Annotated in this window: 10 protein-coding genes; 2 read left to right on the forward strand and 8 right to left on the reverse strand. The window is 68.7% G+C overall.

Features of this window, described 5'->3' with window-relative positions; all coding sequences use genetic code 11:
• Nucleotides 1-906, forward strand: a 906-nt coding sequence (locus tag ACXJKR_RS18575) for a phosphotransferase (protein ID WP_457324068.1), incomplete at its 5' end; no start/stop codon positions are given.
• Between the two features lie 150 nt (nucleotides 907-1,056).
• On the opposite strand, the gene ACXJKR_RS18580 is transcribed toward ACXJKR_RS18575, so the two are convergent.
• The gene (locus ACXJKR_RS18580; RefSeq protein WP_056195743.1) at nucleotides 1,057-1,794 is read right to left on the reverse strand and encodes a hypothetical protein; all 738 of its coding nucleotides are present in this window, start codon (nucleotides 1,792-1,794) and stop codon (nucleotides 1,057-1,059) included.
• A gap of 61 nt (nucleotides 1,795-1,855) precedes the next feature.
• Between ACXJKR_RS18580 and ACXJKR_RS18585 the strand changes: the two genes are divergently transcribed.
• Nucleotides 1,856-2,548 carry a glutathione binding-like protein gene (locus ACXJKR_RS18585; protein WP_457324069.1) on the forward strand — a complete coding sequence of 231 codons (693 nt, stop codon included), beginning with the start codon at nucleotides 1,856-1,858 and terminating at the stop codon, nucleotides 2,546-2,548.
• Between the two features lie 9 nt (nucleotides 2,549-2,557).
• Here the strand turns inward: ACXJKR_RS18585 and ACXJKR_RS18590 are convergent, their stop codons facing one another.
• From ACXJKR_RS18590 to ACXJKR_RS18620, 7 genes are all read right to left on the reverse strand, one after another.
• A complete protein-coding gene (locus tag ACXJKR_RS18590) occupies nucleotides 2,558-3,355 on the reverse strand; it encodes a hypothetical protein (protein ID WP_457324070.1) in 798 nt (265 codons plus the stop codon).
• A gap of 44 nt (nucleotides 3,356-3,399) precedes the next feature.
• The gene (gene soxA / locus ACXJKR_RS18595) at nucleotides 3,400-4,092 is read right to left on the reverse strand and encodes a sulfur oxidation c-type cytochrome SoxA (protein WP_457324071.1); all 693 of its coding nucleotides are present in this window, start codon (nucleotides 4,090-4,092) and stop codon (nucleotides 3,400-3,402) included.
• An 83-nt stretch (nucleotides 4,093-4,175) separates the two neighbouring features.
• Nucleotides 4,176-4,502 carry a thiosulfate oxidation carrier complex protein SoxZ gene (locus tag ACXJKR_RS18600; RefSeq protein WP_457324072.1) on the reverse strand — a complete coding sequence of 109 codons (327 nt, stop codon included), beginning with the start codon at nucleotides 4,500-4,502 and terminating at the stop codon, nucleotides 4,176-4,178.
• Nucleotides 4,502-4,912 (reverse strand): thiosulfate oxidation carrier protein SoxY, encoded by a 411-nt coding sequence (locus ACXJKR_RS18605; protein WP_056195729.1) that lies wholly within the window; start codon nucleotides 4,910-4,912, stop codon nucleotides 4,502-4,504. The genes ACXJKR_RS18600 and ACXJKR_RS18605 overlap by 1 nt, the downstream gene beginning before the upstream one ends.
• Entirely contained in the window at nucleotides 4,909-5,274 is a 366-nt protein-coding gene (gene soxX / locus ACXJKR_RS18610) for a sulfur oxidation c-type cytochrome SoxX (protein WP_457324073.1), read from the reverse strand. Before soxX ends, ACXJKR_RS18605 begins: the two co-directional genes overlap by 4 nt.
• On the reverse strand, nucleotides 5,274-7,424 hold the full coding sequence (locus ACXJKR_RS18615; RefSeq protein ID WP_457324074.1) for a molybdopterin cofactor-binding domain-containing protein: 2,151 nt from the start codon (nucleotides 7,422-7,424) through the stop codon (nucleotides 5,274-5,276). The genes soxX and ACXJKR_RS18615 overlap by 1 nt, the downstream gene beginning before the upstream one ends.
• A gap of 71 nt (nucleotides 7,425-7,495) precedes the next feature.
• On the reverse strand, nucleotides 7,496-7,694 hold a 199-nt coding region (locus tag ACXJKR_RS18620; RefSeq protein WP_457324075.1), incomplete at its 5' end, for a 2Fe-2S iron-sulfur cluster-binding protein.

The raw sequence follows: 7,694 nt of genomic DNA on the forward strand, positions 1-7,694 counted from the left end.
TACGTGATGCGCAGCAAGCCCGCCCCCGTGGCCAAGCTGCTGCCGTCGGCCCATGCCATCGAGCGTGAATTCCAGGTCATGGGGGCTCTTGCCGGCACCGACGTGCCAGTGCCCGCCATGTACGCGCTGTGCGAGGACGAGGCCGTCATCGGCCGCGCCTTCTACGTCATGTCCTTCATGCCCGGCCGCGTGCTGTGGGACCAGAGCCTGCCCGGCATGACCAATGCCGAGCGCGCCGCACATTACGACGAGATGAACCGCGTCATCGCGGCCCTGCACCAGGTCGACTTCAAGGCCGTGGGCCTCGCGGCCTACGGCAAGCCGGGGAATTACTTCGAGCGCCAGATCGGCCGCTGGAGCAAGCAATACCTGGCCTCCGTCACCGAGCCCAACCCGGCGATGGATTCGCTGCTGGCCTGGCTGCCGGCCCACATCCCGGCTTCGGCCCGCGACGAGAGCGAGGTGGCCATCGTCCATGGTGATTACCGCATGGACAACGTCGTCTTCCACCCCAGCGAGCCTCGCATCATCGCCGTGCTGGACTGGGAGCTTTCGACGCTCGGCCATCCGCTGGCCGACTTCAGCTACCACTGCATGAGCTGGCACATCCAGACCTCGGGCGCCGCGCGCGGCCTGGGCGGCAAGGATCTGGTTGCACTGGGCATTCCGAGCGAGCGCGAGTATGTGCAGCGCTACTGTGAGCGCACCGGCCGTGGGGACGCCGGCACCGTCATGGCCGACTGGAACTTCTACATGGCCTACAACATGTTCCGCATCGCGGCCATCGTGCAGGGCATTGCCAAACGCGTGGTGGACGGCACGGCCTCCAGCGCCCAGGCCAGGGAGACGGCCAAAAGCGCCCGACCGCTAGCGGATCTAGCTTGGAGCTTCGCGGTGAAAGCGTGAGCCCCTCGCCCAGTTTCGCAACGCTGAACGCGCGCGAACCTGGTCGGTCCCCCTGGGGGACGGCGATGCTCGCCGGATTGACCGGCAAGCACATCGCCATGGCGGGCCGGCTCGGGAGCGGCCCAGCGCTCGACCCGCAACTCGTGCGCGTCAGGTCACATCCCCCGGGCGCGTCGAGGGCGTCCAGGCGATCGACGTCGTCGTCGGCCAGGCCCCGCTGTCTGACAGCCGCCCGTTCACGCGCTGCGCCTCACGCGCTGCGACTTCCAGCAGCTTCACCAGGGCCTGCAGCCTGGGCAGGTCGGCCTCACTCATTTCCGTGCGCAGATAGAGGTTGCCGCGCATCGCCATCAGCACGAAGGGATGGCCTTCGGGCAGCAGGTCCTGGCTGGCCTGAACCAGGGCTTCGCTGAGTTCGCCCTCGATCCACGCGCCGGTCAGATCCTTGGTCACGCCGACGATCCCATAGCGTTGGCGCAGCATCTGCGAGGCGGCGTTGTTGAACTTGGGGAACATCACCAGCCAGCGCATCTCTTCCGGCGTGTCGGTATCGACGCGGGTCTTGAGCGTGTCGGTGTAGGCCTCGAAGACAGCACGCTCAAGGTTCTCCATCAGCGCCCGGCACAGCACCATCATCTGCAGGTCATGGTGCAGGCCCATCTCACAGCGCATGCGCAGCTCAAAGCCGGGCAGATAGCTGCGCTGCGACACACCCCATTCGATGCGCAGCGGCCCCGGCGACGCCTTGGGCTGCTCGACGAGGAAGCCCAACCCGTCCCGCGTCTGCGTGAATCCGGCCCCGCGTGCCTCGGCCCAGTCCTCGATCGGACGCCAGCGCGACGCGTTGGCGCGCGTCACGAGCCAGTGCTTGACTTGCTTTACCACCATGAGTCGTGAGGAAGTCTGAGAATGGGGCCTGCTTGCTAGGCACACCGCATGGAGGCGACGAATGATTGAAGTGTATTCATGGCCCACGCCCAACGGCCACAAGGTGCACATCATGCTGGAGGAGTGCCGCCTCGCCTACCGGGTGCATCCCGTGGACATCGGCGCCGGTGAGCAGTTCGCACCCGACTTCCTCGCCATCAGTCCCAACAACAAAATCCCCGCGATCACCGACCCCGGCGGCCCCGGCGGCCAGCCCATCTCGCTGTTCGAGAGCGGTGCCATCCTGCTCTACCTGGCTGGCAAGACGGGCAAGCTCCTGCCCGCCGACGTGCGTGGCAAGTACGAGGTGCTGCAGTGGCTGATGTTCCAGATGGGCGGCGTCGGCCCCATGCTGGGCCAGGCGCATCACTTCCGCATCTACGCGCCCGAGAAGATCGACTACGCCATCGATCGCTACACCAAMGAGGCCAAGCGCCTGTACAGCGTCATCAACAAGCGCCTGGCCCATGCCACCTATCTCGGTGGGCCGGACTACAGCATCGCCGACATCGCCGTCTTCCCGTGGCTGCGCTCCTGGAAGAACCAGGGCGTAGAGATGGGCGACTACCCGCATCTGAAAGGCTGGTTCGACGAGATCGCCAAGCGCCCGGCCGTGCAGCGTGGCGTGGAGGTGCTGGCCGGTGCGCGCAAGCCGCTGACCGACGACAAGGCGCGCGAGGTGCTGTTCGGCAAGCGCCAGCTGGAACAGCGCTGAAGCGCGGCGTCAGACAGGCACCAGGCGCAGCTCGCGATGCGCGGGCGGCAGGCCATGACTGGCGAGGATGAGGGGCTCGTGCGCCGCCACGACGCCCGGCACAAAAGCCGCCTGCCCTTCGACGTCGGCCAGCGCGACCACCGCCGGCTGGTCGGCGAAGGCCATCACATCGGGCGCGCCCAAGCCCATTGAAGCCAAGCCCAGCGCCGGATCGGCGAAGACCTGCAGCAMTGTCGCTCCGACGCCGCCCGGGCGAGGCGGCGGCAGATGCAAGGCCAGCCTGCCCTCAGCATCGCTCGCGCCTTCGTGCACACGGCCTTCGCCATCGATCAGGCACACGCGGGCCCAGGCCGCCGGCTCGCCGTCGCCCTGCCAGGTGAGCAGACCGTAGACGCTGCAGACACCCGGCGGCGGCCTGCGTGTCGGTGCGCTGAGCAAGCCCACCCGCATCATGCGCATGCCTCCCAGCACCCGGTCACTGAGGATCTGGCCCACCGGTCGGACCGGCAGCGGCCAGGGCAGGTTCAGGGGCTGGAAACGCTGCAGTTCATCGCGCACCAGCACGTCGGCACAGACGCCCTCCTGCGGTTGGCGCCAGCGCTCGGGCAGGTCCGGCCACACATGCAGGCCCGACGGCGTGACGACCGAACGACCGAGCAGCCGGCCACCGCCACGCTGCACCAGGCTGCAGCGCAGACCCGTCGTGATGAGGTCGCCACTGGCCAGGTCGATGAAAACCAGCGCTTCACCCACCRACAGCCGCAGACGCTCCAGTGTCGGTTCGCGCCTTGTTGTCGTGACTGCCATGGCCCCATACTAGGAAGGACGCGGTGTAACAGTCACCCTGCTTGTTAGGGGCGCACACCCGGCGGCTGCATCGCCATGCCAGCCGAGCGGCGCGACAGATACACCTCCAGCGCCAGCAGTTCGGCGCTGTCCCAGTCCCACACTGTCGCGCGCACGCCGCTCAGGCAGCCACGCAGGCGGCGCTGCAGGCTGCCCAGCGACTGCCATTCCAGACGAAAGACGGGGTAGTCGTCGACATGGCCCTGGGGAATGAGGCTGCCGCCCAGGCGCAGGCCCGCACGCTCGTCGTGGCATTGGGCGCAGGACAGGTTGAGCGCGCCGATGCGGGCCGTGTAAAGACGCTGGCCTTGCTTGGCGGCTGCGTCCAGCTCGGGGCCGCGCGGCGGGCTGAGCGGCATGCTGCGCGACTGCTGGGCGACGAGAGCGGTCAGCGCGAGCAGCGGCTCGGCGTCGGGCGCCCAGCCCGGCTGCTGCTGGTGGCGCACGCGGCAGCGCTGGACGCGGCCAGACAGGTCGACGAGGCCCCGATCCCAGGCCGGGTAACGGGTCGCCGCACCACGCAGCTTCTCGGGCTCGCCGTGGCAGCTGGCGCAGGACTTGGCCCCMTGGCTCCACAGATCTCTCCCGAAGGCCAGGCCGAGCTGGGCGGGGTGTTGAGCGTCGTCGGCCTGCAGAGTTCGCAATGCCGGGCTCATGGTGTCGCGGCCGGAGCGGCGCTCGTCGGCATGAGCTGTCAAGCAACACAGCCACAGAGGCACAGAGACACAGAGAACTCGTGCAAGCGCCTGGCCTCTGTGCCTCTGTGCCTCTGTGGCTGTGTTCATGGGCCGACGTTCAGTGATCGCGTCTCACGGTGCTCGAAGCCGTTGTCGCCGCGCCAGACAAAGCTCAACTCGCCAGGTCTTTCAGCCCGCAGCCAGAAGGCGAGATAGGGGTTGGCCGAAACAGCCGCAAACAGGTCGGCGGCAAACACCAGTTCGCCGTCCAGGCGGCATTCGAAGCGCCTCACCAGGTCGCGCGGCAGGCGGGCGCCTTCGTCGCTGCTGCGGTAGCCGGTCTCCATCGCATGGGCGACGGTCACGCGCACCTCGAAAGGCTCACCGGCCTTGATGGCAGCAGGCAGGGTGATGACAGCGCGCGTCGCCATCAGGGCTCCACGCAGGCGGCCAAGGTCACGATGACATCGACTCCGCTCTGCCAGCAGCGCCCATCGGCTGCCTTGGCGACGGCGACGATGCGCTGGCTGCGCGCCAGGCGCATGCGGGTGCTGAACTCGGGCCTGTCGCTGTTGGCGCCAAAGGCGACATGCACGACCTCGGGCTCGGGGTTGAGCGGCGTGAACAGCGCTAGGCCCACGACAGCCTCGCTGGCGGCCACACGCACCGGCACCGCATTGCCGTTCTCCACCAGCTCGGCCATCTCGATCTTCAGCACGCCGGGCTCGGGGTCGCGACCGGCCCAGGCACGGATGGCTGCACGCATGACTTCGTCGGACGCGCGAGCCTCCGGCAGCAGCGCAAGCGCCGCGGCGGCCAGCGTGAACTCGCGCCGCTTCATTTCGCGAGCGTGCCGAGATAGGCCACGATGTCGTCGAGCTGCTGCTCGGTCAGCGCCGCCCGGCCCGCCCAGGCGGGCGCCACATCGCGCAGCCCCTCCGTCGAGCGGAAGGGCGGCATGACCGTGGACGGGTTGAAGCGCCGCATGTCGGCGATGYGATCGCGCAGGCCCTGCGCATTCAAACGCGTCGCCACTGCACCCAGCGGCGGCGCTAGATTGCCCTGGTTGGCATCTCCTGAGGCCGTCAGCGCATGGCACAGCAGGCACAGGCTCTGCGTGCGGTCGGCCACCAGCGCCCGGCCACGCTCGACGTCGCCGGCATGCGCGCTGGCGGTCAGCACGAGTGCCAGCAGCGCACGCATCACGCGAGCTTGTTCTTGCTGAGCGGCAGGTCCCTGATGCGCTTGCCGGTCGCCGCGAAGATCGCATTCAGCACGGCCGGGGCCGCCACCGCGATGGTGGGCTCACCCACGCCGCCCCAGAAGCCGCCCGAGGGCATGACGATGGTCTCGACGGCCGGCATGTGCTCCATCTTCAGCACCGGGTAGGTGTCGAAGTTCTGCTGCTCGACGCGCCCATCCTTGACGGTGATCTCGCCGAACAGCGCCGCCGACAGGCCATAGACGAAGCTGCCCTCGACCTGGGCCGCGATCTGCTGCGGGTTGACGGCGTGGCCCGGGTCGGTGGCCGCGACGATGCGGTGGATCTTGAGCTCACCCTTCTTGCTCACCGACACCTCGGCGCAGGCCGCCACATAGCTGCCAAAGCCCATGATCTGCGCCAGGCCCAGATATCTTCCCTTCGCTCGTGGCTTGCCCCAGCCGGCCTTCGCCGCCACGGCATTCAATACGGCCAGGTGCTTGGGCGAGTTGGCGAGCAGCTCGCGGCGCAGCTCCAGCGGATCGCGCTTGGCGGCGTGGGCCACCTCGTCGATGAAGCACTCCAGATAGACCGCGTTCTGGTTCAGGTTGACGCCGCGCCAGAACCCCGGCGGCACCGTCGGGTTGCGCATCGCGTGGTCGACGAGCAGGTTCGGCACCGCGTAGCCGAGCGCCCCTTCCGCGCCACCGGCGCTCAGCCCCTGGAAGACGACCGGGTCCTTCCCGTCCTTGATGTTCTGCGGAAAGATGCCCGCGATGATGCTTTGGCCCGAGATGCGCATGTGCAGGGCCGTCAGCTTGCCCGCCGCGTCCAGGCCCGCCGTCAGCTTGCACTGGGTGACGGGGTGGTAGCGGCCGTGGGTCATGTCCTCCTCGCGGCTCCAGATCAGCTTGACCGGCGTGCCCGGCAGCTCCTTGGCAATGGCCACGGCCTGGCGCACCCAGTCATGCACGGCGCCGCGCCGGCCGAAGCCACCGCCCAGATGCAGCTTGTAGACCTCGCAGGCCGAGGGCGGCAGGCCCGACGATTCGGCCGCAGCGGCGAGCGCGGCCTCGCCGTTCTGCGTCGGGGTCCAGACTTCGCAACGCTCGGGGGTCCATTTGGCCGTCGCGTTCATGACCTCCATCGTCGCGTGGTTCTGGTGCGGGTAGCTGTAGACGGCCTCGACCTTCTTCGCGGCACCCGCCAGCGCGGCCTTCACATCGCCCTGGCTGCTGCCCACGGCGGCGGTGTCGGCTTCCAGACCGACCTTCAGCGTGGCCGCGGTGTCGGCGCTGTTCTGCGTGATGTTGACGCCCTCGTCCCAGACGATGGGCAGCGCGTCCAACGCCGTCTTGGCCCGCCACCAGGTGTCGGCCACGACGGCCACGGCCGAGTCGCCCACCTTCACCACCTTCTTCACGCCCGACCGGCCCTCGATGGCCGCCGCGTCGAAGCTCTTGAGCTTGCCGCCGAAGACCGGGCAGTCCTTGATCGCCGCATTCAGCATGCCGGGCAGCTGCAGGTCCATGCCGTAGACCTGCGAGCCGTCGAGCTTGGGGCGGGTATCCAGCCGCTTCATCGGCTTGCCCGCCAACGTCCACTCCTTGGCCGGCTTGAGCTGGATGTCGGCCGGCGCGGCCAGCTTGGCGGCCTCGGCGGCGAGCTGGCCGTAACTCAAGCGCTTGCCGGCATGCACCACCCAGCCCGCCGAGGTCGTGCACTCCACCACCGACACCTGCCATTGGTTGGCCGCCGCCTGGATCAACAGCGCCCGCGCCAGCGCCCCGCCCTTGCGCACGTACTCGTGCGACTCGCGCACGCCACGGCTGCCGCCCGTGCTCATGCTGCCCCAGGCGCGGTTGCGCGCGAGGTTCTGGCCCGGCGTCGGGTATTCGGTCTTCACCTTGGCCCAGTCGCACTCCAGCTCCTCGGCCACGAGCTGGGCCAGGCCGGTCAGCGTGCCCTGCCCCATCTCCGAGCGCGCGATGCGGATGACGACGCTCTCGTCCGGCAGGATCTGCACCCAGGCGTTCAGCTCGGGCGTGGCTTCACCCTCGGCAAGGCCTGGCACGTGGAAGCCCACCATCAGCCCGCCGGCGGCGGCGCTCGTGGTGTGCAGAAAGCTTCGACGGGAAAGAACCGCGCTCATTGGTGCACCCTTCGCGCTGCGCGCTGTCCCGCCAAGCGGGCGTTGAGCCCCTTCGGGCGGCCGTGCGGGGCTCATGCCTGGCCCCCTTCGATGACGATGGGGATCTGCTTGCGCTGCACCTGGCCGGCAGCCAGGTGGATGGCGGCGCGCACACGGTTGTAGGTGCCGCAGCGGCAGATGTTGGTCATGGCCGCGTCAATGTCGGCATCGGTCGGCTTGGGCTTGGCCTTCAGCAGCGCCGCGGCGGCCATCAGCATGCCGCTCTGGCAG

Source organism: Roseateles sp. P5_E11 (assembly GCF_054049355.1).

What these genes read in the sequence shown, in the direction of transcription:
- ACXJKR_RS18615 (WP_457324074.1), bottom strand. Translation starts at nt 7,424, where the DNA reads ATGAGCGCGGTTCTTTCCCGTCGAAGCTTTCTGCACACCACGAGCGCC.
- ACXJKR_RS18605 (WP_056195729.1), bottom strand. Translation starts at nt 4,912, where the DNA reads ATGAAGCGGCGCGAGTTCACGCTGGCCGCCGCGGCGCTTGCGCTGCTG.
- ACXJKR_RS18600 (WP_457324072.1), bottom strand. Translation starts at nt 4,502, where the DNA reads ATGGCGACGCGCGCTGTCATCACCCTGCCTGCTGCCATCAAGGCCGGT.
- ACXJKR_RS18580 (WP_056195743.1), bottom strand. Translation starts at nt 1,794, where the DNA reads ATGGTGGTAAAGCAAGTCAAGCACTGGCTCGTGACGCGCGCCAACGCG.